General features: G+C 73.1%; 19 protein-coding genes and 1 pseudogene. 12 read left to right on the top strand and 8 right to left on the bottom strand.

Features of this window, described 5'->3' with window-relative positions:
* Positions 1-99 precede the first annotated feature (99 nt).
* The 4 genes from SACTE_RS11365 to SACTE_RS11350 are packed head-to-tail and all read right to left on the bottom strand — an operon-like array spanning position 100 to position 5,072.
* Positions 100-1,434 carry an AAA family ATPase gene (locus SACTE_RS11365; protein ID WP_014046177.1) on the bottom strand — a complete coding sequence of 445 codons (1,335 nt, stop codon included), beginning with the start codon at positions 1,432-1,434 and terminating at the stop codon, positions 100-102.
* Positions 1,431-3,041 (bottom strand): hypothetical protein, encoded by a 1,611-nt coding sequence (locus SACTE_RS11360; protein ID WP_014046176.1) that lies wholly within the window; start codon positions 3,039-3,041, stop codon positions 1,431-1,433. Before SACTE_RS11360 ends, SACTE_RS11365 begins: the two co-directional genes overlap by 4 nt.
* A complete protein-coding gene (locus SACTE_RS11355; RefSeq protein WP_019993599.1) occupies positions 3,032-4,228 on the bottom strand; it encodes a hypothetical protein in 1,197 nt (398 codons plus the stop codon). Before SACTE_RS11355 ends, SACTE_RS11360 begins: the two co-directional genes overlap by 10 nt.
* Complete coding sequence (locus tag SACTE_RS11350; RefSeq protein WP_014046174.1) at positions 4,113-5,072, bottom strand: phosphatase PAP2 family protein; 960 nt, start codon at positions 5,070-5,072, stop codon at positions 4,113-4,115. The genes SACTE_RS11355 and SACTE_RS11350 overlap by 116 nt, the downstream gene beginning before the upstream one ends.
* A gap of 315 nt (positions 5,073-5,387) precedes the next feature.
* Here SACTE_RS11350 and SACTE_RS11345 point away from each other — a divergent pair, with 315 nt between their 5' ends.
* Entirely contained in the window at positions 5,388-5,984 is a 597-nt protein-coding gene (locus SACTE_RS11345; protein ID WP_014046173.1) for a histidine phosphatase family protein, read from the top strand.
* A gap of 10 nt (positions 5,985-5,994) precedes the next feature.
* Here SACTE_RS11345 and SACTE_RS11340 read toward each other — a convergent pair whose 3' ends face one another.
* On the bottom strand, positions 5,995-7,353 hold the full coding sequence (locus SACTE_RS11340) for a hypothetical protein (RefSeq protein ID WP_014046172.1): 1,359 nt from the start codon (positions 7,351-7,353) through the stop codon (positions 5,995-5,997).
* Between the two features lie 242 nt (positions 7,354-7,595).
* Here SACTE_RS11340 and SACTE_RS11335 point away from each other — a divergent pair, with 242 nt between their 5' ends.
* Positions 7,596-7,967 carry a hypothetical protein gene (locus SACTE_RS11335; protein ID WP_014046171.1) on the top strand — a complete coding sequence of 124 codons (372 nt, stop codon included), beginning with the start codon at positions 7,596-7,598 and terminating at the stop codon, positions 7,965-7,967.
* A 301-nt stretch (positions 7,968-8,268) separates the two neighbouring features.
* Complete coding sequence (locus SACTE_RS11330; protein WP_014046170.1) at positions 8,269-9,159, top strand: fused MFS/spermidine synthase; 891 nt, start codon at positions 8,269-8,271, stop codon at positions 9,157-9,159.
* 41 nt (positions 9,160-9,200) lie between these two features.
* On the opposite strand, the gene SACTE_RS11325 is transcribed toward SACTE_RS11330, so the two are convergent.
* Positions 9,201-9,743, bottom strand: coding sequence for a hypothetical protein (locus tag SACTE_RS11325; protein ID WP_014046169.1), 543 nt, complete (start codon positions 9,741-9,743; stop codon positions 9,201-9,203).
* 78 nt (positions 9,744-9,821) lie between these two features.
* Between SACTE_RS11325 and SACTE_RS11320 the strand changes: the two genes are divergently transcribed.
* The 9 genes from SACTE_RS11320 to SACTE_RS11280 all read left to right on the top strand — a co-directional run bounded on the left by SACTE_RS11320 (position 9,822) and on the right by SACTE_RS11280 (position 22,825).
* Complete coding sequence (locus SACTE_RS11320; protein WP_014046168.1) at positions 9,822-10,526, top strand: response regulator transcription factor; 705 nt, start codon at positions 9,822-9,824, stop codon at positions 10,524-10,526.
* Positions 10,523-11,989: a HAMP domain-containing sensor histidine kinase gene (locus SACTE_RS11315; protein ID WP_014046167.1), complete on the top strand. Its 1,467-nt coding sequence runs from the start codon at positions 10,523-10,525 to the stop codon at positions 11,987-11,989. Before SACTE_RS11320 ends, SACTE_RS11315 begins: the two co-directional genes overlap by 4 nt.
* Positions 11,990-12,132: 143 nt before the next feature.
* Entirely contained in the window at positions 12,133-13,605 is a 1,473-nt protein-coding gene (locus tag SACTE_RS11310; protein ID WP_014046166.1) for a cellulose binding domain-containing protein, read from the top strand.
* A 644-nt stretch (positions 13,606-14,249) separates the two neighbouring features.
* Positions 14,250-15,572, top strand: a complete 1,323-nt coding sequence (locus SACTE_RS11305; RefSeq protein WP_014046165.1) for an extracellular solute-binding protein — start codon at positions 14,250-14,252, stop codon at positions 15,570-15,572.
* 236 nt (positions 15,573-15,808) lie between these two features.
* Positions 15,809-16,741 carry a sugar ABC transporter permease gene (locus SACTE_RS11300; protein ID WP_019993595.1) on the top strand — a complete coding sequence of 311 codons (933 nt, stop codon included), beginning with the start codon at positions 15,809-15,811 and terminating at the stop codon, positions 16,739-16,741.
* A 15-nt stretch (positions 16,742-16,756) separates the two neighbouring features.
* Positions 16,757-17,683 (top strand): carbohydrate ABC transporter permease, encoded by a 927-nt coding sequence (locus SACTE_RS11295; RefSeq protein WP_014046163.1) that lies wholly within the window; start codon positions 16,757-16,759, stop codon positions 17,681-17,683.
* A 135-nt stretch (positions 17,684-17,818) separates the two neighbouring features.
* On the top strand, positions 17,819-19,282 hold the full coding sequence (locus tag SACTE_RS11290) for a GH1 family beta-glucosidase (RefSeq protein ID WP_014046162.1): 1,464 nt from the start codon (positions 17,819-17,821) through the stop codon (positions 19,280-19,282).
* A gap of 239 nt (positions 19,283-19,521) precedes the next feature.
* Positions 19,522-20,565 carry a LacI family DNA-binding transcriptional regulator gene (locus SACTE_RS11285; protein WP_014046161.1) on the top strand — a complete coding sequence of 348 codons (1,044 nt, stop codon included), beginning with the start codon at positions 19,522-19,524 and terminating at the stop codon, positions 20,563-20,565.
* A gap of 181 nt (positions 20,566-20,746) precedes the next feature.
* A complete protein-coding gene (locus SACTE_RS11280) occupies positions 20,747-22,825 on the top strand; it encodes a TerD family protein (protein ID WP_161151181.1) in 2,079 nt (692 codons plus the stop codon).
* Positions 22,826-23,077: 252 nt separating this feature from the next.
* On the opposite strand, the pseudogene SACTE_RS11275 reads toward SACTE_RS11280, so the two are convergent.
* Both SACTE_RS11275 and SACTE_RS34975 read right to left on the bottom strand, forming a co-directional pair.
* Positions 23,078-24,195: pseudogene (locus SACTE_RS11275) on the bottom strand (methyltransferase domain-containing protein).
* On the bottom strand, positions 24,192-24,332 hold the full coding sequence (locus SACTE_RS34975; protein WP_226995158.1) for a hypothetical protein: 141 nt from the start codon (positions 24,330-24,332) through the stop codon (positions 24,192-24,194). Before SACTE_RS34975 ends, SACTE_RS11275 begins: the two are co-directional and overlap by 4 nt.
* Positions 24,333-24,356 lie beyond the last annotated feature (24 nt).

Raw genomic sequence — 24,356 nt, 5'->3', positions numbered from 1 at the left:
GGCCGGACGGCCACCTTCCATTGTCCCGCCCGGCGCAAGAGCGCTTCCCACGAACGGGCCGGGTGATGCGGGCGCGGCACCGCGATGTGGTGCGGGACCTCAGGGCCGCCAGGTGACGCGGTGCTCGGCGAGATGGGCCAGGACCGCGTGGTTGGCCTCCCAGCCGTCCGGGAACTTCACCGTCACGCCCAGCTGGACCGGCTCCGTCGACGGGTGCTCGTCCAGCAGGTCCGTCACCCCGGCCCGGCACACCACGACGCACGCGTGGCGGTGCCGGGAGGCCAGCACGCACAGCCGGCCCGTCTCCAGGTGGAAGGCCGTCGCGTCCGGGCGGCCCGACAGCGGGTGCAGGACCACCGTCACGTCGTACTCGCGCCCCTGGAGCCGGTTCGCCGTGTCCACCGTCACACCCGTCACGCCCAGCTCCGCCAAGGCCGCCCGCACCGCCGCGGCCTGGTCGCGGTGGGCCGTGCCGACCGCCACCCGGTCCGCCGTCACGGGGGCCGGGTCCGGGGAGCGCTCGCTGGTCGCGGCGCCGCCCCTCTCCAGGAGCCTGCGGACCACCAGCGCCACCGCCCGTACCGCCTCGGGGTCGGTGCGCGGGGTGTGGCGGGCCGGGAGCTCCAGCAGGCCCCAGCCGGACTCCGCCGCCTCGTCCAGCACCCGGTCCGGGCCCGACCCGTCCGAGGGCACGGCGAACGACAGCCGCCGGTCGCCGTGGTCCGTACCGCTGCGGAACGGCGTGTACGGATAGAACGCGTCCGAGACCAGCGGCGCGGCCGAGGCCGGCAGCCGCCACGACACCGGCAGCCGGTGCTGCGGCAGCTCCGGATTGTGCGCCAGCAGCGTCGTGACCGCGCTCGCCGACGGGTCGTACGACAGCCCCGCCCACTGGTCCGCGCCCACGATCGAGAACGGGTCCAACTGGCCCGGGTCCCCGACGAACAGCGCCCGCTCGAACAGTCCGGCCACGGCGAGCAGCGCGTCCGACCGCATCTGGTACGCCTCGTCGACGATCGCGTGCCCCCACGGCTCCACGTTCTTCACATGGGCCCACTTGGCGGCCGTGGACAGCACGATGTCCAGCCCGGCCAGATCTGCGGCCTTCGCCGACTTCGTCACGTTGTCGAGGTCGTCCAAGGCCTTGTCGTACGGGTCGGAGTCGCTGCTGTGCAGCCGGCCGACCGGAAGCTCCGGGGCCTTCTCGGCCAGCCGCGTCACCAGGTCGTCCACCTGCGCGTTGGTCTGCGCCACCACCATCAGCGGCCGGCCCGCGGCGGCCAGCTCCAGTGCGGCGCGCACCACCAGCGTCGACTTGCCGGCGCCGGGCGGCGAGTCCACCACCACGCCCCGCGCCGTGCCCCGCAGGGTGTCCTCGAGGATCGCGTCGGTCGCCCGCGCCGCCGCGGCGGACGGGTCCAGAACGGCAGTCACAACAGGTCCTCCGCGGTCACGGGGTCGGGCTTCTCCGGATCCTCGGCCCCGCCCGGCGGGCCGCCGTGGGTCCACGGGGTGTTCTCCGGGTCGGGCAGCGCGGGCCCGCCCCGCTGGTCGTGCTCGAACAGCGTCCAGGTGATGCGTTCACCCGGCTCGGGCACCGACCCGGGGACCGGTTCCCTGCCCCGGCCCATCCGGTCCGTGATCCGCAGGACGAGCGACATCTCCGCGCCGTCCTCGTCCCCTGCCGCGTACCCGACGAACTCGGCGGTCTGCGGCTTCCCGTCCAGCGAGCGGTAGACCTTCGTCCGCTCACCGAGATGCGGGCGCTCGTCCGTGCGGAGCGTGACCAGGGGGCGAGGAGAGGGCCGCTTCGACTCCGTGTACGTCATCTCCACCTCCGCCACCTCCCCGAGGAACGCCTCGCCCGCCAGCCGGCGTCCCGCCAGCACCAGCGGATCGTCCAGCGCCTCCTGGGCCTCCAGCTGCGCCTGTGCCGTCTCCCGCGCGGCCAGCTTCCGGGCCGCCGTCACGGCGTCGTCGCGGCGCGGCTGCGGCGGCTCGCCCGCCCGCACCCGGTCCCGGTGCGCCGTGAACGACCAGCGGTCCCGGGTCCAGCGGTCCTCGGCCCGGGCGCCCTGCGGCAGCTCACGCACCAGGTCGAGGCTCCGCCACACCGCGTCCCAGGTCGGCAGCAGCACCTTGGCGAGCAGCGACCTGATCTCCCGCTCGGCACGGCTCACCTCACCGAGCCGGTCGTCCGCCGTGAGTCCGTCCTCCGCGGCGTGGTGCGCCGAGCGCGCCCGGTCGTACGCCTCGATCGCGGGCGCCAGCAGCCGGTTGTCGAACGCCGGATCGGTGGCCGGGCCGGCCGGCGGGCAGAGCAGCTGTCCCGCCCCGTCCCGCGCCAGCTCGGCGCGGAGCGCCGCCTCGGCCCCGGACTCGCCCACCGGCGGATCGACCCAGGCGAGCAGCGCGCCCAGGTGCTGGTCCTCCAGGCTGCTCTGCCCCGTGGCCCAGTGCCGGTTCAGCAGGTCCGTCGTGGCGAGCAGCAGCGAGGAGCCCGGCACCCGGGCCCGCTCGCCGTAGTGCGTCAGCCAGCGGCCCAGCAGCGGGACCCGGGCGGGCGCCGGATACGGGGTGTCCGGGTCGTCCTCGGCGGTGCGCCGGAACCGCATGGACCGCCCCAGCAGCCGGACGAAGTCGATGCCGGCCCGGCTCGGCACGATCAGCTGGGCGGCGTCCGCGCAGAGCTCGACCTCGACCTTGACCTTCTTGCCCGTCTCGGGGTCCACCTCGCTGCGCTCGGCCGGTTCGACGGCGTCGGCGTGGGACTCGATGTGCGGCAGCACCGCCTCGGCCAGCTCCGCCAGGAACGCGAAGCGCAGGTCGCGGTCGCGCGGCTGGGCGACCGCCAGCAGCCGCGGGGCCTCCCGGTCGGTGCCGACGAGCGCCCCGAGCGGGGCGCCGGCCTCACCGGCGGTGGTCAGCGGGACCAGGACCAGCGGCCTGTCCGTCAGACGGCGGTGGCACACGGTGGCCAGCGGCTGGGCCCGCCCGCTGTCGACCGCCTCCAGCCGGGCCAGGGTCGTGATCAGTGACACCGCACGCCGCCGTTCGCCGTCTCCAGGGCCTCCGCGCGCAGCGCCGCGGCCCGGCGCAGGGCCGCCACCGTCGGGTCCGCCGGGTCGCCCTCCTTGCCGGACGCGGCCGCCAGCACCCCGGCCACCGTCGTCAGACCGCCGAGCTCACCCCGCACGCTCCGGCCGAGCGACTCCACCGCCCCCTCGGCACGGGCCTTCGCCCGGCAGTGGAAGGCCAGCTCGCACGCGGCCAGGCACTCCGGGGCGTACGCGGCGGGGACCGCCTCGACGGCCGAGCCCAGCTCCTGGGGTGTGCGCCCCGGGTCGAACGTCGTGCCCTCGGGGAGGGCCGCCGCGATGTCCTCGACCCGGGTCAGCCGGGCCAGCTGGCGGCGGGTCACCGCACGCTGCTTGCGTACGTCCACGACCGAGGCCGTCGGCAGGTTCGAGAAGTCCTTCGGGCAGACCAGCAGGATCCGGTGTCCGACCTGTGCCCCCTCGGTCACCGACGCGGTCCGCTCCAGCGCCAGCACGTAGACCGCGGACTGGCGGGCCGCCGCACCCACCTTCGCGGCGTCCGCCGACGCGTCGATCATGGGGAACGACTTGATCTCGACGACCGTCCAGGTGCCGTCGGGGTGCACCACCACCGCGTCCGGCTCCAGGTAGACGGGCGATCCCGCCACCTCCAGGGCCAGCATCGGGTGGTCCAGCAGGGTCCAGCCGCCCGACGCCGTGGCCTCGCGCAGTGCCAGCGCCGTGCGGGCGGTGCGGCCCTCGGGGCCGGCGGCCGTCAGATCCGGCACCACGGCCTCTCCGGGGGCGTCCGCCCCCTCGCCGAGCCGCTCGAACAGCAGCCGCAGCAGCTCCGTGCCGCCGTCGGCCTTGACCTTCACCTCGAAGGCGTTGCCCCGGACGAACGCGAACTGCGACTGCCCGAACGCGGCGGGGGAGCCGAGCGCGCTCGCCAGCCCGGCCTTGTCGACCCCGGCGCCGTCGAGCAGGGCCCGCCGCTTGCAGCCGGGGTTCGCGGCGAGTGCGGCCAGGGCGCGCGCGTCCAGCGGGTGCGGCGCGACGGAGGGGCCGCGCAGCTCAGCGAGCCGCTGCCGGAGCGTCGTCGCTGGCGGCTGCTGCGGAGCCGACGGCCGCGGTGGGGTCGGCTGCGCCGGAATCTGCGGAGGTGGTCCGCTGGCCGGGGATTCGCTCACCCGCCGAAGTCTTGCATCCGGTACTGACAATCGTGGAGCCCGAGGGGGACACGGACGCCGGAACCCGCACGAGAACGGCCCGCACCAGGTCCTTGACCCGGTCGGCGATCCGCATGACCGGCCTGGTCAGCAGCGCTCCGACGCCCATCACGGCGGCGCCGGCCACGGCGTCGAGGAAGTAGTGGTTCGCCGTGCCCATCACGACGAACACGGTGAGCAGCGGATACGCGATGCCCACGGTCCTGACCAGCGGGTGGCGGCCGTGCCGCCACAGCAGGATGCCGCACCACAGCGCCCAGCCGACGTGCAGGCTGGGCATCGCCGCGTACTGGTTGGTCATCCCGCTCAGCCCGCGCGGGGCGCTCGCGCCGGTGCCCCACCAGCCGTAGTGGCTGTACTGGGCCATCGTGTCGACGAACCCGTGCCGGGCGTCGAGCAGGCGCGGTGGGCAGGTCGGCATCAGCGTGAAGCCGACCAGCCCGAGCAGCGTGGACGTCATCAGCCAGGTCCGGGCCGCCCGGTAGGCGGCGGAGCGGCGACGGAAGACCCAGATCAGGACGGCCGGGGTGACCACGTAGTGCAGGGAGGCGTACGCGAAGTCCGCGGGCACCCCCAGGGACGCGTGCTCGGTCAGCAGCCGGTTGAGCGGGTGTTCCGCGTTGAGGTGCAGCGCCTTCTCCAGGCGAAGGACGGCGAGGCCGTTCTCGACGGCCGCCGGGATGTTCTCGTGGACCAGGAGGCGGCCCAGTGAGTACAGCCCGTACACCACCGCGATCAGTGGCAGCTCCGTCCACCAGCGGGGCCGGTGGCCGGCCGAGGAGGTCGCGGCGGTGGCGTGCGGCATCCGGTGGCTCTCCCCAGGGTTCATGCGGTAGACGGCGGGCGTTCAACCGTACGGTGGTCTCAGGTCGCGTACCCCGCCGGGGGGCTTCCCCACAGACGTGTGCGGATCGCGCCCCGATGAGGGACGTCGGCCGCGCCCCCGGGGTTGCCCGGGGGGACCGTGAGAGATGATGGAAAGGGCCTGCGCCCGCACCGTCCCTCCCCGGTCGGTGGCCGCCGTCGCAGCCCTCGCCGTCCCGGACACCGCTGTCCCGGACCCACCAGATCCTAGGGTCCCCGGATCTTCAGATCTCCGTACTTTTCAGGGAGAGCCGTCATGGCACCGCGAATCCTGCTCGCCCGGCACGGACAGACCCAGTGGTCGGTCCAGGGCAATCACACCGGCAGGACCGACATCCCCCTCCTCGACGACGGCCGCGCGGGCGCCAAGCTGCTCGGCGAGCGGCTGCACCGGGAGCCCTGGGGCGGGCTGCCCGGCGTGGAGGTACGCACCAGCCCGCTGGTCCGGGCGTCCGAGACCTGCGAGATCGCCGGGTTCGGGGACCGGGCCACGCCCTGGGACGCGCTGATGGAGTGGGACTACGGGGACTACGAGGGGCTGACCCCGGCGCAGATCAGAGCGGACCGGCCCGACTGGCTCATCTGGCGCGACGGGGTCCCCGGGGGCGAGTCCACGGCCGAGGTGACGGCCCGGGCGGACGCGATCGTGGACTGGGCGCGCTCGGCCGACCGTGACGTCCTGGTCTTCGCCCACGGGCACATCCTGCGCGCCCTGGGGGCGCGGTGGCTCGGCGAGGACCTCTCCTTCGGCGCCCGGATCAGGCTGGAGCCGACCTCGCTGTCCGTGCTGGGCTGGGCGTACGGCCTGCCCGCCCTGGAGCGGTGGAACGACACGGGCCACCTGGACCGGTAGGCGTGCCCGATCAGGTCGCCAGGGCCTCGTAGCGGTTGAGCAGGGCGGTCACCTCGGGGCCGCCCTGCGGGCCCAGCGCCCGTACGGTCTCGGAGAGCATCCCCCGGATGCGGGAGGACTGGACGCGCTCCAGCAGGTCCAGCACCTCGTGGACCGCCGCGGACGCCTCGTCGGCCGTGCCGGAGCGGGCCAGGTCCCAGGCCAGCTGCGCCCGGTACAGCGCGAGGTTGCGGGCGAAGTGCGGGTCCTGGAGCCGGGAGGCCCGCCGCGCGTGCCGGGCCGCCCTCGGCCAGTCGCCCAGCGCCGACCAGCACTGGGCCTCCAGGAACTCAAGCTCCGCCTCCCGGAAGAAGGTCATCCACTCCGGGTCCGTCCCGCCGGGCCCCCGCTCGAACGCCGTACGCGCCCGCCCGATCGCCTGCTCGCACCCCGAGCGGTCCCCGAGCCACGCCCGGCCGCCCGCCTCCCGCAGCGCCAGCAGGGCCAGCAGTCGCGGCGAGCCGAGCGGCAGGGCCACCCGCTGGCCGGCCTCCGCGGCCCGTACCGCCTCGCGGGCCCGGCCCATGTCACGGGCCAGGAACGAGGCGTTGCAGAAGGCGTGCGCCTCCAGCGCGGCGTCGCCGGCCAGCCGGGCCGTCGCGAGTGCCTCCGCGTAGTGCGAGCGCGCGTCGTCGTGACGGCCCGAGTCGTGTGCCAGCCATCCCACCGAGATGGCCAGCTCCCCGGCGCCGGCGTAGAGCCGGTCCGAGGTGGCACGGCGGGCCGCCGAACCCGCGTCGAGCAGGGCGAACGCGGCCCGTAGCGGCTGGGCGGCCTGCTGGTAGAGCCCGTCCGCACCGTGCTGGTCGTCCAGCAGCCGGATCTCCCGCACCGCCTTCTCCACCGCACTCACCTCGGCCTCGCCGACGCGCCGCTGGGCGGGAACGGTGATCGGGCCGGCGGCGGCGGACGGTCCGCCCAGGCCCAGGGACGCGGCCGCCACCGTGGCGGTGCCGCTGGTCATGAACACGCGACGCAGCACGTCGCACTCCTCGTCGGTATCGCTGTCGAGCGTGGGGGGAAGGGACAGCAGGGATGGGGCGGGCGGGGTCACCGCCCGCGCCCCCCGGCCGCGCACGCTCTCGCGGGCCGAGAAGCCCAGGTCCACCAGGCTCGCGCCGGGGAACATATGCAGGAACACCCGTTCGTACGCGTAGTTGGGGCAGCGGATCTCGCCGGACTCCACGCGTCCGATGTACCGGGCGTCGCACGCGACCTGTTCGCCGATCTCGCGCGCGGCTCTGCGGATCGCCGCGGCGAACTCCGCCGCGGAGCGCTGTCCGCGCAGCCGACGGAAGACGAGGTTGGGAACTGCCCGTGTCGACACCATGGCGGGGCCCTCTCTGGTGCAGCCGGGTTCCTGCTTCCGGTGTCCCGGCGGAGCAAGAACGTACCTGCTGTGACGGGGCGTACACACAGTGATTACGGATAAAGCAGACATCTCTCCTGCAATCCGCCATGAACTGCCACCCTTTGCGGCGGCGTGCCGCCGTAGCCCTTGACGTGGTCGGCGCGTTGGTCCATGTGGTGACGGGGCGCGGCTCCGTATCGAGACGAGAGGAGGGGTTTCCCTTGCTGCACATCGGCCCGGAAACCGCACCGTGCGACCTGGTGACCGTCCCGGCACGCCAGGGGCTGGAGGCCGTGGACATCCTGCGACGGGGCGCCGACCACGCGGCCGTCGGTCCCGTCCTGCACGACGGGACCTGTGCCACCCTCGGCTTCCTCGTACCCCCGGGCACCGCGGAGGCCTGGGACGTGCCCGGCAGCGCCTGTACGCGTACGGACGGCCGGGGACTGCGCATCCCCGCCGAGCCGCCCGTCACCGGCGGCGGCTGGCTGCTGCCGCCCGGGGCGGACGCCCCCGTCACCGACCCGGCCGCGCTCAGGGACGCCCTCGGCCAGGCGGCCCGGCTCATCGAGGCGGCCGACAACTGCCGCTGAGAGCCTGTCGGGTGGTCTGCGGTCGGGCGGCCACGCCCCGGCACGCATGCGGCCGCGTCTCCGGAAGGCCCGCTTCCCGCGTGCCGAAAGGGCCGGGCGGCTCCGCCACGAGGGCCGCCCGGCGCCTTGGCGCCGCACGCACCGGGCCGCGTCCGCTATCCGGTATTCGGTGTCCGGCGGGAGGCCACCCGACAGGCTCCGAGGCCATAATGGGCGGACAGGCGGAGCACCCGCCGCCGCCCCGGACCCGGGGCGGTCCGCCGAGGAACCGGCCCGGACCGGTCAGCGAGGACGAGCGCACGTGGCACGTCGAGGAACGCCCTCCAGGAACGCGGGCGGCCGGAAGCGGACCGACCCCGCGCGGGAGCCGGTGGCCGCCCCGGTCGACGGAGGCCTGGCCGAGCTCGTCCCCGACCGCGAACGCCCGCGCGCCTGGACCCTGCTGCTGGACGGCGCTCCGCAGTCCCACGTGGACCTGGACGATCCCACGTACCTCTCGTTCGAGTACCAGCGCCGGCTCGGCCACGTCATCGACCTCGCCGCGCCCCCGGGCCGGCCGCTGCACGCCGTCCACCTCGGGGGCGGCGCCTTCACGCTCGCCCGGTACCTCGCGGCGACCCGCCCGCGCTCCACCCAGCAGGTCGTCGAGGTCGACGCGCCACTCGTCCACCTGGTGCGCACCGCCCTCCCGTTGGACCCGCAGGCCCGGATACGGGTGCGGGCCACGGACGCCCGCGCCGGACTCGGCAAGATCCCGGACGGCTGGGCGGACCTCGTCGTCGCCGACGTCTTCAGCGGGGCCCGCACCCCCGCACACCTCACCTCCGCCGAATTCCTCACCGAGGTACGCCGGGTGCTGAAGCCCGGCGGGCAGTACACGGCCAACCTCGCCGACGGTCCGCCGCTCGCCCACCTCCGCGGCCAGATCGCCACCGCCGCCTCGCTCTTCCCGGAACTCGCGCTCGCCGCCGACCCCACCGTCTGGCGGGGCCGGCGCTTCGGCAACGCGGTCCTGGTCGCCTCGGACCTGCCGATCGCCGTCGCCGAGCTGACCCGGCGCGTGGCGAGCGACCCGCACCCGGGCCGGGTCGAACACGGCCGCGCCCTGGCCGACTTCACAGGCGGCGCCACCGTCGTCACCGACGGGGCCGCCCGCCCGTCCCCGGCCCCGCCGCCCGGCACCTTCGGCTGAGGAGGGCACCCGGCAGCCCCGCGGGCCGGCTCGCGCCGCACCTACTGCTCGACGACCTCGACCGACGGCGGATGGCCGTTCCAGGTGCAGAAGACCGAGACCGTCGCCCCCGACCCCTCGGTGAAGTCCACCCGGATCCACTCCGCGTTGGTCCACACCTGCATCGACCAGTCCGGCTCCGGCGTCGCCGAGACCAGCTTCGCCGAGTCCGCCGCCAGCTCCAGGACGACCCGCCCGCCCCGCGTCGGATAGCTCTCCACGTTCCCCGACACCGCCGAGGGAGCCGGTGCGGCCGGGGTGTGCCCGCCCGACGGCGCGGCGGAGGAGGCGCGGGGCGAGGACCGCGGGGAGGGCGGGGACGTGGAAGGGGAGGCGGACGGGCTCGGGGTGGGCGACGGCAGCGCCCGGTGCGTCGACGAGGACACCGGCGCCTCGGTGGCCCGCGCGCCCACCGAGATGGGCACGGCGCGCGGCCGGTCGTACGCCGTACCCGACATCACCGTGTGCACGCCCCACCACGACAGGGTCACCGCCGCCCCGGTGGCGAACGACCACGCGATCGCGTGTACGAGTCCTCGGCGCATCCGGCACATCCTGCCCCACCCGCACCTCTGTTGTCCCGGCGGGCACCCGGCGCCCGGCCATGGGCTACGGTGCGGCCCATGCCAAGTGTGCTCGTGGTCGAGGACGACCAGTTCGTACGATCCGCCCTCATCCGGCACCTGACGGAGGCCTCCCACACGGTGCGCAGCGTCGGCACCGCGCTCGAAGCGCTGCGCGAGGTGGCGCACTTCCGCTTCGACGTGGTCGTCCTCGACCTCGGGCTGCCCGACCTCGACGGCGCCGAGGCGCTGAAGATGCTGCGGTCCATCACCGACGTGCCCGTGATCATCGCCACCGCCAGGGACGACGAGGCCGAGATCGTCAGACTCCTCAACGACGGTGCGGACGACTACCTGACCAAGCCGTTCTCGGTGGAGCACCTCTCCGCCCGCATGGCCGCCGTGCTGCGCCGCACCCGCGGCCCCGGCCAGGCACCGCCGCCCCGGGTCCTCCAGGTCGGCGGGCTCAGCGTCGACCCGCTGCGCCGCCAGGCCGAACTGGACGGCACCGCCCTGGACCTGACGCGCCGGGAGTTCGACCTGCTGGCCTTCCTCGCCGGGCGCCCCGGGGTCGTCGTGCCGCGCCGGGAGCTGCTGGCCGAGGTCTGGCAGCAGTCCTACGGCGACGACCAGACCATCGACGTCCACCTCTCCTGGCTGCGGCGCAAGCTCGGCGAGACGGCGGCCCGCCCGCGCTACCTGCACACCCTGCGGGGCGTCGGCGTGAAGCTCGAACCCCCGGCCGCCCCCGAGCGCCCCGCATGAGATGGGCGCTGGTCAGGGTGTGCCTCGCGGTCACCGCCATGGTGGTGATCGCCTTCGCCGTACCGCTCGGGCTGGTCGTCAGGGAGATGGCGCGGGACCGTGCCTTCACCGACGCCGAGCGGCAGGCCGCCACGATCGGCCCGACCCTCACCATCACCGTCGACCGCGACGAACTGACCCGGGCCGTCCTGTCCACCGAACCCGGCGGCCGCGGACGGCTCGCCGTCCATGTGCCGGCCACCGCCGAACCGCCCTCCGGCCGCATGGAGATCGGGACCCGGCGCGCGACCCGCGAGGACCTGGAGACCGTGCGGGCCTCCGGGCGGGCCTCGGTCACCGGGGTCCCGGGCGGTTTCGCGCTGCTCCAGCCCACCGCGCTGGGATCCGGCGACATCGCGGTCGTCGAGGTGTTCGTGCCCGAGGAGGAGGTCTCCCACGGCGTCACCACCGCCTGGCTGATGCTGGCCGGTGTCGGCGCCGCACTGATCGTCGGCTCGGTCGCCGTCGCCGACCGGCTCGGCGTACGCATGGTGGAACCCGCCCAACGGCTCGCCGGCGCCGCCCAGGACCTGGGGGAGGGGCGGCTGGGGACCAGGGTCCCCGAGGAGGGTCCCACCGAACTGCGCTCCGCCGCCGTCGCGTTCAACTCCATGGCGGACCAGGTCGTCCAACTGCTGGCCAACGAACGCGAACTGGCCGCCGACCTCTCGCACCGGCTGCGCACCCCCCTGACCGTGCTCCGGCTCAACGCGGCGTCGCTGGGCGAGGGGCCGGCCGCCGAACAGACCAGGGCCGCCGTCGAGCAGCTGGAACGCGAGGTCGACACGATCATCCGGACCGCCCGGGAGCAGCGCCCGCAGACCCAGGGCCCGCACCCCGGGGCGGGCAGCGGGTGCGACGCCTCCGAGGTGATCCGCGAACGCATGGGGTTCTGGTCGGCCCTGGCCGAGGACGAGGGCCGTACGGTCCGGCTGGCGGGAGTCGACCGTACGGTACGGATACCCGTCGCTCGGACCGAACTGGCCGCCGCGCTGGACGCGTTGCTCGGCAACGTCTTCCGGCACACCCCGGAGGGCACCGCGTTCGCCGTCGACGTGCACCACAGCGGGGACGCCGTGATCGTCCTGGTCTCGGACGCGGGCCCCGGCATAGCCGACCCGGAAGCCGCCCTGACCCGGGGCGCCAGCGGACGCGGCGGCGGCCCGGGTGCCGTGGGCTCGACCGGGCTGGGCCTGGACATCGTGCGCAGGGTCGCCGAATCGACCGGCGGCGACCTGCGCATCGGGCGTTCGGTGCTCGGCGGCACCGAGGTGCGCATCTGGATCGCGCTGGACGGCGCTCCCTCGGAACGCGGCCGCCGGGGGCACCGGGTGGGCCGCCGGGGCGGGAGGCGGCAGCGGCGGCAGACGAAGAACCGGAGCGCGGAACTCCGTCGTCCCCCCGGCGCGGAGCCGCACCTTTAACCGCCGCCGATGCCTTCCTTAAGCGCGCCCTAAGAACACGGCCCCAGGCCCGAGACGCCCTTTTTGCCCGTCGCGTCGGGGCTAGCGTGCAGACGCATCCACCCCCCGTGGGGCACCCCCGTAGGACAGAGGCAGGGACGCGAATGGGCACCAGCACGCACCGCCGTACGACGAGCACCCGCACCAAGGCGGTCAGCGCGGTCGTCGCCGCCGCGATCGTCGGCGGCACGGTCTTCGCGCTCACCGGGACGGCCCAGGCCGCCGCGGTCGGCGCCACGTACACGAGGACCAGCGGCTGGGACGGCGGATACACCGGGCAGTACGTCGTCACGAACGACTCCGCCGAGACCCGTTCGGGGTGGACGCTCGAATTCGACCTCCCCGCCGGCACGCGGATCGACTCGCTCTGGAACGGCGAACACACGGTCAGCGGCGACCACGTCACCGTGAGGCCCGCCAGCTGGAACAAGGACCTCGCCCCCGGGGCGTCCGTGACCATCGGCTTCGTGACCACCGCCACCGGGACCGCGGCCGACCCGCTCGGCTGCCGCATCGACGAGGCGGCCTGCTCGGCGGACGGCGGCGCCACCCCCGAGCCGAGCGGACGCCCGACCGGGACCCCCACCCCCGAGCCGAGCGGACGCCCGACGGGGGCCCCCACCTCGACGCCGACGTCCACGCCCGCGCCGACGCCCACCGAGACGGCAGGGGGAGGCACCGCCGGCGGTGCCCGCTTCGCCCCGTACATCGACACCTCCCTCCACCCGGCGCACGACCTCCTGGACACCGCCGCGAAGACCGGTGTCCAGGAGTTCACCCTCGCCTTCATCACCTCCGGCGGCGGCTGCGCCCCTCTGTGGGGCGGGGTGACCGGCCTCGGCGACGACCAGGTCGCCGCCCAGATCGGCGCCCTGCGGGCCGAAGGCGGCGACGTACGCGTCTCCTTCGGCGGCGCGGCCGGCGCGGAGCTGGCCCTGCACTGCGGTACGGCCGACGAACTGGCCGCGGCCTACGGCGAGGTCGTCGACACCTACGGGCTCACCAAGGTCGACTTCGACATCGAGGGCGGGGCGCTGCCCGACACCGCGGCGAACTCCCGGCGCGCGCAGGCCATCGCGCGACTCCAGGACTCCCACCCCGGCCTGGACGTCTCCTTCACGCTCCCGGTGATGCCGGAGGGCCTCACCCAGCCCGGCGTGGACCTGATCGCGGACGCGAAGAGGAACGGTGTCACCGTCGAGGCCGTCAACATCATGGCGATGGACTACGGGGCCTCGTACAGCGGCGACATGGGCGACTACGCGACCCAGGCGGCCACCGCCACCCAGGCCCAGCTCAAGGGAGTCCTGGGGCTCTCCGACGCGGAGGCGTGGAAGACGGTCGCCGTCACCCCGATGATCGGCGTGAACGACGTCGCCACCGAGGTCTTCACCGTCGACGACGCCACGCAGCTCGTGGAGTTCGCCCGGGAGAAGGGCATCGGACGGCTCTCCATGTGGTCCGGCACGCGGGACGCCGAGTGCCCGGGCGGCGCCAAGCCGACGGCGGACGCCACATGCAGCTCGGTCCTCCAGGAGCCGCTGGCCTTCACGAAGGCCTTCGGCGCCTACAGGTAGCCCCGCCGACCGCCCCCACGGACCACCCCCTCCGCCCGCGCACCCCGGCCGGCCCCCCACACCCCCACCCCCGGCCGGGGTGCGCGCCCCCGTTTCCGGATGCCGGGCGGAACGCCCGGAGCCCCCACCGGAGTTCGGGGAAAGAACACGGAATCGACCTGACGCCCCCCAGGGGCCCTTGCGACGGCCCACCCCGTTCATTTTCCGGCGGGCCTCCTCCGTCGGGAGCGGAAGCCCGGGTACCCCTCCCGGCCCGGCGCCGGGAACGGCCGTGTCCGCCACCCGGACCGGCGCCCCAGCACCCCCTTCCGCCCCAACACGCCTTTGACCTGCGGCAATTCGCGCGGTGCGGTGAGGGGCATGCAGCACGCGTGCGGTAACGCAAGACTTCGGCCGGACACAGTCGCGTGACTTGAAGGACACACTCGGGCAACGGAAGCGTCTTCAACTCTTGACACCCACCCCCTTGAGGCAGCAATCTTCCGGCATCAGCGCATGGGAGCGCTCCCATATCGAACGAGGTTTTTCGCTCGTACGGGGACGGCACCGCCCATGTCCTCTCCGTACCACTGGCACCCGCACCCACCAGCGCGTATGCCGAGCAGATCGAACGCCAGTCCCACCCTGGAACAAGGAGTAGTGGAATGCGCATCACCCGCACCGTCGCAGGTCGAGGCCGCAGAACCGCCGTCATGGCCACCACGGGCCTCACGGCCGCCGCGCTGCTGCTGACCGGCTGCAGCGACTCCGGCTCGGACTCCGACGAGGCCGACGCCGACGGCAACATCACCCTGACCGTCGCCGACTTCGGACAGTTCGGCTACAAGGAGGCGGGGCTCTTCGAGAAGTACCACGAGCTCCACCCGAACATCACGGTCAAGGAAAACGTCACGGCCGACGAGAAGGTCTACTACCCCAAGTTCCTCCAGCAGCTCAACACGGGCAGCGGACTCGCCGACGTCCAGGGCATCGAGGTCGGCCGCGTCAAGGAGCTCGTCGACACCAAGGCGGACGCCTTCGTCGACCTGGCCAAGGTCATCGACACCGACGCGTGGGTGAACTGGAAGGCGCTGCAGGCGACCACCGACGAGGGCAAGGTGATCGGCGCCGGTACCGACATCGGCCCGATGTCGATCTGCTACCGCCGTGACCTGTTCGAGCAGGCCGGCCTGCCGGCCGACCGCGAGAAGATCGCCGAGAAGGTCGCCGGTGGCTGGGAGGACTACCTCAAGCTCGGTGAGGAGTACAAGAAGAAGGCCCCCAAGGGCACCTACTTCATGGACTCCGCCAGCGCCATGTACAACGGCGTGGTGAGCTCCGACGAGGAGCAGTACTACTCCAAGGACGGCAAGGCGATCTACAAGGAGAGCGCCGGCGTCAAGGCGGGCTGGGACCTCGCCGCCGAGGCGGTCGACAAGAAGCTGTCCCAGGGCCTGGCCCAGTTCAGCCCCCCGTGGCAGGCCGCCCTGCGCAAGGGCAGTATCGCCACCGTGGCCTGCCCCGCGTGGATGGCCGCGCAGATCTCCACGTACGCCGGTGACGAGTTCAAGGGCAAGTGGGACATCGCCCGTACCCCGGGTCAGACCGCGGCCAACTGGGGCGGTTCCTTCCTCTCCGTGCCGGCCAAGGGCAAGCACGTCAAGGAGGCCGGTGAGCTCGTCAAGTGGCTGACCGCCCCCGAGCAGCAGGCCGCCGTCTTCAAGGCTGTCGGTGTCTTCCCGTCGAACAAGGGCGCCTACGACCTCCCCGACGTGAAGGGCGCCACGCTGGAGTACTTCAACAACGCCCCCATCGGTGAGATCTACGCCGAAGAGGCCAAGGTCATCCCCGCGGCCGTGCTCGGCCCGAAGGACGGCATCATCAAGGACTCCATCTCCACCCAGATCAACAACATGGAGCAGCGGGGGACCAGCCCGGACAAGGCCTGGGACGCCGCCACCGAGGCCATCGACAAGGTGATCGGCTGAGCCTCACCGATGCGGGCGGCCGGGACGCCTCCGAAGCGTCCCGGACCGCCCGCACCGGTGCCGGCTCCCGCACCGGCCCCGTGCACGGCTTCCGACACCTCCGCCGGACCTGACCAGAGGTCCGGCTTGCCCCTGCGGTGTCGGCACACCTCAGGGAAGGACTCCCACCTGTGGCAACCACGACCCCCACCCGGGGCGCACAAGGCTCCCGGCCCGGCCGCCGGGCCCCGAAGCCCATGACCCCCGGCCGCCAGGCATGGCGCAGCCGGCTGTGGCGCTTCGACGACAAGGCGTCGCCGTACGCCTACATCGCGCCCTTCTTCCTGATCTTCGGGGCCTTCGGCCTCTATCCCCTCGTCTACACCGGCTGGATCGCCCTCCACAAGGTGGAGATGACCAGTCTCGACCAGATGGAATGGGTCGGCTGGGACAACTTCAGCACCATCCTCCAGGACTCCGAGTTCTGGACCGCGGTCACCAACACGTTCGTCATCGGCGTCATCTCGACCGTCCCGCAGCTGATGATGGCGCTCGGCCTCGCCCATCTGCTGAACTACAAGCTGCGCGCGAGCACCTTCTGGCGCACGGTCATCCTCACGCCGTACGCCACCTCGGTGGCCTCCGCGGCCCTCGTCTTCGCCCTGGTCTTCCGCGCGGACGGCGGCCTCCTGAACTGGGTGCTCAGCTTCTTCGGCGCCGGCGACACCAACTGGGTCAACGGCCACTGGACGTCCAAGATCGCCATCGCCGTCATCGTGATCTGGCGCTGGACGGGCTACAACACGCTGATCTACCTGGCCGCGATGCAGGCGGTTCCCTCGGACCTGTACGAGGCCGCCTCGATCGACGGGGCCTCGCGCTGGCAGCAGTTCCGCAACGTGACGATCCCCGCCCTCCGGCCGACGATCCTCTTCACGATCGTCATCTCGACCATCGGCTCCATGCAGCTGTTCGGCGAGCCCCTGCTGCTCGAGGGCGGCGTCAACGGAGCGCAGGGCGGCACGGAGCACCAGTACGAGACGCTCAGCGTCTACCTCTACAACTACGGCTGGAATCTCCTGCACCTCGGACCGGCCGCCGCAGTCGCCTGGGCCATGCTCGTCCTGCTGCTGCTCATTGCCGCGATCAACTGGCTCATCGGGCGCTTCGTGCGCAAGACCGCGGCCTGACGGGGAGCGATATCCATGACCACCACCAGCCCCATCACCACCCCGGACCACCGCGACGTGTCCAAGGGCGCCGTCCGCCGCGCCGAACCGCCGATCCGCCGCCGCTTCAAGCCGGGCGCGGGCCGCCAGCACCACGCCGGCCCCTTCGCCTACGTCGCCCTGGCGGTCGTCGGCCTCGGGTCGCTGTTCCCGCTGTACTGGACGCTCGTCACCGCGTCCCGCACCCAGGACGAGGTGCTGGACACGCCGCCGCCCCTCATCCCGGGCGGCAGACTGTTCGACAACCTCCAAGCGGCCTGGGAGCAGGCCCACCTCGGCACGGCGATCCTCAACACGTTCATCGTGTCCTGCTGCATCACCGCCGCGACCCTGTTCTTCTGCACCCTGGCGGGCTACGCCTTCGCCAAGATGCGCTTCAAGGGCCGCGGGGCACTGATGACGATGGTCATCGCCACCCTGACGATCCCTCCGCAGCTGAGCGTCGTACCGCTGTTCATGATGATGGCCGACATCGGCTGGGGCGGTCAGCTGGAGTCGGTGATCTTCCCGACCCTGGTGAGCGCCTTCGGCGTGTTCTTCATGCGCCAGTACCTGCTGGAGGCGCTGCCGTACGAGCTCATCGAGGCGGGCAGGATGGACGGGGCGAACAACCTCCGTATCGTGTGGAGCATCGTGCTTCCCGTGGCCCGTCCGGCCATGATGGTGCTCGGCATGCTCACCTTCGTCCAGACGTGGAACGACTTCTTCTGGCCCTACCTCGCGCTGAACCAGGAGAATCCCACCCTGCAGGTGGCCCTCGGCCAGCTGAGTGCCTCCTACGTCCCCGACCAGAGCATCATCATGGCCGGTGCGTTGATCAGCACCGTGCCGCTGCTCGTCGTCTTCGTCATCTTCGGCAAGCAGATCGTCGGGGGCATCATGTCCGGCGCCGTCAAGGGCTGACCCCTGGGCCCGCCCGTCCCTGTCCGGTCCGACCCCGGCCGCCCCGTACGGCCTGTACCTGACCACAGGCCGTACGGGCACCGGGGTCCCCCGCTCTTCCCGTCCACGTTCGTCAACCCATGGGAGCGCTCCCGCATGACTGCAGTACGACCCGACACCACCCCCCAGCAGGCGCCCGAGGCAACGGACTTCCCCACGGGCTTCCTCTGGGGCGCGGCCACCGCCTCCTACCAGGTGGAGGGTGCCGCCGCCGAGGACGGCCGGACGCCGTCCATCTGGGACACCTTCAGCCGCACCCCCGGCAAGGTCCGCAACGGTGACACCGGCGACATCGCCGCCGACCACTACCACCGCTACCGCGACGACGTCGCCCTGATGAAGCGGCTCGGGCTCAAGGCCTACCGCTTCTCCGTCTCCTGGTCGCGGGTCCAGCCCACCGGCCGCGGCCCCGCCGTCGAACGCGGCCTGGACTTCTACCGCAAGCTCGTCGACGAGCTGCTCGACGCGGGCATCATGCCCGTCGCCACCCTCTACCACTGGGACCTGCCCCAGGAGCTGGAGGACGCCGGCGGCTGGCCCGAGCGCGCTACCGCGGACCGGTTCGCCGACTACGCGGCGATCGTCTCCGGCGCGCTCGGCGACCGCGTCGGCATGTGGACCACCCTCAACGAGCCCTGGTGCTCGGCCTATCTCGGCTACGGCTCCGGCGTGCACGCGCCCGGCCGCACCGAGCCCGCAGCGGCGCTGCAGGCGGCCCACCACCTCAACCTCGCCCATGGCCGGGCGATCGAGGTTCTGCGCGCCCAACTCCCCGCTGCCGCGCAGACCTCGGTCACCCTCAATCTCCACCAGGTCCGCCCGCTCACCGACAGCGCGGCCGACGTGGACGCCGCCCGCCGGATCGACGCCCTCGGCAATCGCGTCTTCACCGGCCCGATGCTGCGCGGTGAGTACCCCGAGGACCTGATCGCCGACACCTCGCACCTGGTCGACTGGTCGAAGCTGGTCAAGGACGGCGACCTCGCCACCATCTCCCGTCCCGTCGACGCGCTCGGTATCAACTACTACACACCGACCCTGGTCTCCACGCCGGTGGAAGGCGCCGACTACGCGCGCAGCGACGCCCACGGCGCCAGCGACCACTCCCCGTGGCCCGGCTCCGAACACGTCGCCTTCCACCTCGCCGAGGGCAAGCCGCGCACCGCGATGGACTGGTCGATCGACCCCGACGGGCTCTACAACCTCCTCATGGACGTCCACCGGGACCACCCGGGGCTGCCGTTGATGGTCACCGAGAACGGCGCGGCCTTCGACGACTACGTCTCGCCCGAGGGCAAGGTCGAGGACCCCGAGCGCATCGCGTACCTGCACGGCCACCTCGACGCCGTACGCCGGGCCGTCGCCGACGGCGCGGACGTCCGGGGCTACTTCCTGTGGTCGCTGATGGACAACTTCGAGTGGGCGTACGGCTACTCGAAGCGTTTCGGCGCGGTGTACGTGGACTACGCCTCGCAGCGCCGCATCCCCAAGGCGAGCGCCCACTGGTACTCCGACGTGATCCGCCGCCACGCCCTGCCGCCGGGCGACGGCACGGTCTGACCGAGGCCGTCACAGGGAGCGGGACCCGGCCGGGGGGCCGGGTCCCGCTCTTCGTCGTGCGCGCGTCCGCCTGCCCTTCTTACCTGTTCGTCATAGTGACCCCGTAGGGTTGGGAGCGCTCCCAAGAAGTGTGGCGCTGCGGAGCGGCCGATCGGTCCGCACAAGTGTCAAGGGATCGGACAGCGGGACTTGGTTTGGGTATCCGGCTGTGAGAAATTGACCGCGAACGGGAGGCAGCCATGGCGGCAGCGCGAGTACGGAGTGGCGGGCGGCCCACGCTCGAAGAGGTAGCGGCACGTGCCGGGGTGGGGCGGGGCACGGCCTCACGCGTCATCAACGGCTCCCCGCGCGTCAGCGCCCAGACGCGCGAAGCCGTCGAGGCGGCCGTCGCCGAACTGGGATACGTGCCCAACCGCGCGGCCCGCGCGCTCGCGGGGAACCGTACGGACGCCATCGCCCTCGTCGTCCCCGAGTCCGAGACCCGTTTCTTCGCCGAGCCCTACTTCTCCGACATCGTGCGCGGGGTCGGGGCGGCCCTCGCCGACACCGAGATGCAGCTGCTGCTGACCCTCGCGGGCAACGACCGCGAGCGCCGGCGGCTGGCCCAGTACCTGACCGCGCACCGGGTCGACGGGGTGCTGCTGGTCTCCGTGCACGCGGACGACCCGCTGCCGGACCTGCTCGAACAGCTCGGGATGCCGTCGGTGATCAGCGGCCGCAGGCACGCGGCGGAGACCCTGCCCTCGGTCGACTCGGACAACTTCGAGGGAGCCCGCGCGGCGGTCGACCACTTCATATCGCGGGGCCGCCGCACCATCGCCACGATCACCGGACGCCTCGACGTCTACGGTGCCCAGCGCCGCCTCGACGGCTACCGCAAGGCCGTGGCCTCGGCGGGGCTCGACCCGGACGAACGGCTCATCGCACCGGCCGACTTCAGCGAGGAGGGCGGCGCCCGCGCCATGCGTGAACTGCTCGCCCGACGCCCCGACGTGGACGCGGTGTTCGCAGCCTCCGACGTCATGGCGGCGGGCGCCCGCCACGTGCTGCGCGAGTCGGGCCGCCGCATCCCGGACGACGTGGCCCTGATCGGCTTCGACGACTCCGCTGTGGCCCGCCACATGGACCCGCCGCTGACGAGCGTCCGCCAGCCGATCGAGGAGATGGGCCGCGTGATGGCCAGCGTCCTCCTCCAGGAGATCGCCCACCGCTCCGAGGGCCGCACCGAGGAGCGCCCGAGGATCGTGCTCCCCACGGAACTGGTGGTCCGCGAGTCGTCCTGACCGGCGGCGGGTCCGCGCTTACAGGAAGAGCAAAACTTTCACCACTTCTCCATGGGCAGGCTGCCCGGACGTTAGGGTTCCCCCGAGTACGGCGATGTGTGTGACGCACCGCACATCGCCACGCAACGATCTGCCGTGTGTGTTCCTGCCCGGCAGTGCATTGGGGGGCCGCATGCAGAAGATGATCAAGGGTGCCAACGTCGGTCTGGCCGCCCTCAGCGAGAACGTCGGGTCCGTCGTGATGAGTCTGGGCTGGAGCAGCCCGACCGGGGAGGGCGACGCGGATGTCTCCGTCCTCCTGCTCGACGGCAACGGCAAGGTGCGCAGCGACGCCGACTTCTGCTTCTACAACAACCCGGTCGTCGGCAACGGCAGTGTGCAGCTGCTCGGCAAGACTCCGACGGCCGACGGCGACGAGGACCGCATCAGCTTCGACCTGGACGCCGTGCCGCCGGAGGTCGAGCGGGTCGTCGTGGCGGCGAGCCGTTACGGGGGCGCGCGGTTCGGGGATCTCAACGATCTCCATCTGACTCTGGCCGATGGTTCGGGCGACAGCCTGGTCCAGTTCTCCATCGAGGACGCCGGCGCGGTGAGCGCCTGCATCTTCGGTGAGCTCTACCGGCGGGACGGCGCCTGGAAGTTCCGGGCCGTCGGCCAGGGGTACGAGTCGGGGCTGGCGGGCCTGGCGACGGACTTCGGTGTCGACATCGACGACGACGCAGGGGCGGAGGGGGCGGGCGAAACCCCGGGCGCGGACGCGCCGGACCGGGACGCGCCGGACCAGGGCGCGCCGGACGGGGACGTGTCGGAGGCGTCCGGCCGGCGGGAGGGTCCCTTGCCGGCGCTGCCCTCGCCCCGGGCACCGGAACCCGGGCCGGCCGTCCTCGCCGGCACCGGGGCGACGGCGTCCGGGGAGCCGAAGCCGCGGGCCAGGCCGCGCACGGCCAGGAAGAAGGTCACACTCCCCAGGACCGCGAAGAAGACGCTGGCGGAGAACGACTCCTGGCGGACGGCCCGGCTGTTCCCGCTCTCCGCGCTCAAGAACGACCGCGAGCGCGAGACGCGCGCCACCTCGGTCCTGCTGTCGGTGATGACCCAGGTACCGGAGTTCGGGCGGCGCCTGACCGCCGGATTCGGGGCGCCCGCCGGACGCATGGAGACGTTCACGGAGGTCTCGCTGCCGCACGGGGACTCCCCCCGGCGACCGGACGGCGTCATCCGGGTGGAGCGGGCGGGCAAGCTGTGGACCGCCCTGGTCGAGACGAAGACGAACGGCAACGCCCTGAGGCCGGACCAGGTGCAGGCCTACATGGACATCGCCGCGCGGCGCGGCTACGAGGCCGTCATCACCCTCTCCAACGACGTGGCGCTGGAGGGCAGCCCGCTGGTCGACGTCAGGATCGACGGCCGGCGCAAGCACAAGGTGGCGCTCTGGCACTTGTCCTGGGCCGAGGTCGCGCACCAGGCGCAGATGCTGATCCGGCACGAGGGGGTGGGCAACGCCACGCACGCGTGGCTGCTCCAGGAGTTGCTCCACTACCTCCAGCACGAGCACTCGGGCTGCCACGGTTTCCAGAACATGGGGGCCGCCTGGGTGCCCGTCCGCAAGGGCATCGACGACGAGACCCTCTGCCAGGGGGACCCCCGGGCCATGGAGGTCATCGAGAGTTGGGAGAGGCTCGTCCGCCAGGTCTGCCTGAGGCTCGGCGGCGAGCTCGGACACAAGGTGCTCCCCGTCCAGCGCGCCAAGCGCGGGTCCGATCCGCGGGCCCGCCGCGCGGACCTCGCCGACCAGCTCTGTTCCCAGGGGAGGCTCCACTCGGAGCTCCGCATCGAGGGGACGCCGGGGATCCTTGCCCTCACCGCCGACCTGCGGACCGGGAAGCTCCGTACGTCCATCGAGGTGGCCGCGTCCGAACAGGGCTATCCGCTCAGCCGTGCCAAGCGGCTGGTCCGGCAGCTCGCCGCCGCACCCGCGGACCTGCACATCGAGACGCTCGTGGACGGCGGCACCGGCCCGCGGGGCACGCTGGAGCGGCTGCGCCCCGAGCCGGGGAACCTGCTCCCCAAGGACGGCGCGGACATCGCGGGCTTCCGCCTCTCCCTGTTCAAGGGCATGGGCAACGGCCGGGGCAACGCCGAGTCGGGGTTCATCCGCAGTGTCGACGACGCGGTGGACCGCTTCCACGCCCAGGTGATCGCCCACCTGGAGACCCGGGGGACCCGCCGGCCGGCGGGCGAGCCGGTGGCCGCCCGCTGACCTCGGTCGAAGGCGCGGGCGGTGGCCTGCCGGGTCCCCGTGCCGACCTCCGTGACCTCGACGGCGCGTGGTCCGACCTCGCCGCCAAGGGCAAGGTCGCGCCGTTCGGGAGAGGGCCCTGCCGCGTCGGGGGAGTGCGCGGCAGGGCCTGCACGGGCGCGTGCCCGGTCACACATGGTCCATGCGGGCCATCCGGTCCGGAGGTGCAGCCCCGGCCGCCGGCACGTGCGCGGAGCCGTCACCTGCGCACGGTCAGGGGCGAGCGGTCCTGCTCGGCTCGACGACCCGGAGCGGCGACCGGAGCCACGTCTGCTGCCTCCGGTCGGTCACGGTCAACCCGAACTCACCGGCAGTCGGCTGACCCAGCGCGACGTACTCCCTCCACACCTGCTCGATCTCCTCCCACAGGAGGCCGGGGCCGTACTGCCACACGTCCTCGCCGGTCGCCGCCGTGGCGGCGGAGCCGTCCTCGCGGCTCGCCCACACCCGGGCCCCGCCAGGGGCGTCCTCGTGCGTCAGTCGGACACCCGGGAGCCGCGCCCCGGCGTACAGGGCGAACCCGAGGGTGAGCGTCTGCGCCGGGTCGAGGCCGGCGCCTCGGGCTCGGCCGGTCTCCGCGTCGACCTGGTGGGTGCCGATCGCGCGGTGCGACCTCATGGGCATGTACGACGCGCCGCCGCAGTACGTCCCCAGCGCGGTGCCGTCGTCCTGGACGTACAGCTGCACCAGGGCACCGGACCAGAAGTCGCGGTCGAGCGGCGCGACGACGATCCCGCCCGGTCGGACCTGCCGGATCAGGGCGTGAGGGACGTACCGCAGGGCGCAGGTGGAGATCAGCCGGTCGACCAGGCCCATGCCGGGCCACGGTTGCTCACCGTCGCCGACGCGCAGATGCGGCTGGTACCCGGCCTCTTCGAGCGCGGCCGCGGCCTGCTCGCCGAGGGCGGGGTCGATCTCGACGCTGTAGACCTGCTCGTCGCCGAGCCGCTCGCAGAGCAGCGCGGCCACGTAGCCGGACGCGGTGCCGATCTCCAGCACGCGGTGCCCGTCCTTGACGTGCAGGAGCCCGAGCATGCGGGCCACCATCGACGGCTGGCTGTTCGACGACGTCGCGATACCGGGCCCGCTCTCGGCCCCGTCGTCGAGCTGGATCACGACCGGCTCGTCGGAGTTGACCAGGGCCAGCCAGTCCTCTGCCGTCACGACCGGCTCGCACCGGTCGGGGAGCTGCCGCCAGACGTGCGGGGGATGAACCGGGACCGTGGTACGGCGTCCCACACCCTGCGCCAGTGGGCGGTGAGTAACCCGCGGTCGGCGAGATCCTGCACCAATCCGGGATAGGTGGGGGCCTGCTGCTGGGTGGTGTTCACGCCATGCCCCCGGTGTGCGAGGAGGGACCGCTGCCGTCCGGGTTCGGCGGGGCCGGCGGGGTCCACGGTTTGATCGGCGCGGGGTTTCCGCCGTGCTTGCCGTCATCGGCGGAGGTGGGGTGCGTGGTGTCCGTCATGTGCGTCTCTCCTTCATCGGTGTG

It is taken from the genome of Streptomyces sp. SirexAA-E, assembly GCF_000177195.2.
In the GTDB taxonomy this organism is placed as follows: domain Bacteria; phylum Actinomycetota; class Actinomycetes; order Streptomycetales; family Streptomycetaceae; genus Streptomyces; species Streptomyces flavovirens.
This window is presented reverse-complemented; position numbering and strand designations above follow the sequence as displayed.